The sequence below is a fragment of the Nocardioides sp. genome (genome assembly GCF_031422975.1).
In the GTDB taxonomy this organism is placed as follows: domain Bacteria; phylum Actinomycetota; class Actinomycetes; order Propionibacteriales; family Nocardioidaceae; genus Nocardioides.
On record NZ_JANPEO010000591.1, the window covers coordinates 1 to 1,541 of the forward strand.

Here is a 1,541-nt window from a genome sequence, read left to right on the forward strand (position 1 = left end):
CTTCCCGACCAACGTCAGTCGCGGCTCGGACCTGTCTGCCAGCACCGCCGAGACGCGCACGGGTCACCACATCTACACGCCACTCGCGCCCGCACAGGTCGATCGCGGCCGCTGGGTGTTTCTCTCCGAGTGGACCGACGCCCTGGCCGGCGCGGGATTCTCCAGCGGCGCGGCAGAGTTCGAGGCCATGCAGCTCCTGCGGCGCCCCGTAGCCCGGGCCACCTGCGCGGCCGTGCTCGGTGACCTCGACCCGGCAACCCGCAACCAGGTGGCGGACCAGGTGCTCGCCTGGATCGACGCCCTGGCGCCAGTGATCTCGAGCCCCCGCGCCCCCGGCCGCTGGAGCCGCGCGCGCCGCGGCGAGCGCCGCGCCCGCCTCGCCCTCGACGACACCCTGACCGACGTCCTGGCGGCGCTGGGGATCACCGAGACGCCCCCCATCGTCGCCACCATGCTCGCCGCGGGCATTCAGGTGCCCATCGCCGCCGGGGCCTGGCTGCTGGTCTTCCTGGCCGACCATCGAGACCACGACGTCGACCCCGACCATGCCGTCTGGGAAGCCCTGCGCCTCACTCCACCGACCTGGGTGACCGCCCGGGTGACCACGGCCCCCGTCGAGCTGGCCGGACAGCACGTCCCGGCCGGCGAAGTCGTGCTGGTCAGCCCGCTCCTCCTCGGCCGTCTGGCCGAGCTGGTGCCGGGCGACCCGGCAGACCTCGGCACCTTCGACCCAACGAGATGGCATCGCGACGACGTCCGAGCAGGCGCCTGGCTCCCGTTCGGCGCCGGCGCTCACGCCTGCCCCGGTCGCACCCTCGGATTCGGCCTGCTCCGCGATCTGGCCGTCTGGGCGGGTCGGCATCGCCTAGCACTGGCGTCATCGGTCACAATCGACCAGAGCAGGGGAATCCTCCCCTCGCCCGCCCGCATCACCGTCTCGCCCAGGATGAAATCGATCGATGATCCGTAGCCCCGCCCTCCAGGACGTGCCACTGGACGCCTCCGCCTCGCCGTCGGCGGCCCGGCTCGCCACGGTGATCCTGGATACCGGGACGTCGCTCGACCAGGCGTTCACACTGACCGCCGACCACCTCCTGACCCTTCCGCGCGTCGAGGCCGTCACGGCCGCCCTCACCACCTTCGCGCCCCAGGACGAACGCGGCTGGCTGCACCTCGGTCAACGGGCGTGGGTGACCGAGTGGCTGAGGCCCGGCACCGCCTGCTCGATCCTGCCCCCGCCCGGTGCGGGGCCGGAGGCCGCGCTGACGATGCCGTGGGTGTCGCCTCGCGCGCGCGAGGAAGCCCTCGTCCTGGTCGACATCGACCTCCTGCCACCCGAGGCCGATCAGGACTGCCGCGAGCTGTCGGCCTGCGGTATCCGCAGCATGGTGGTCCGCGCCCAGTTCGCGGACGGAGTCATGTACGGCAGCCTCGCGATGGGCGGTGCGGGCACCGGCCCGTGGCCTGATGGCGATGTCGCGGACTTCCGACTCCTCAACGCCGCGCTCACCTCACGCATCGCGCTCGAGCAGGCGCGCCGC

General features: G+C 72.9%; 2 protein-coding genes. Both read left to right on the top strand.

Annotated features, from left to right (window positions below):
* Nucleotides 1-970, top strand: a 970-nt coding sequence (locus RMO85_RS17590) for a cytochrome P450 (protein ID WP_310530016.1), incomplete at its 5' end; no start/stop codon positions are given.
* Nucleotides 960-1,541 (top strand): hypothetical protein (locus RMO85_RS17595; protein WP_310530017.1); only part of this gene is annotated, 582 nt, incomplete at its 3' end. The genes RMO85_RS17590 and RMO85_RS17595, both read left to right, overlap by 11 nt.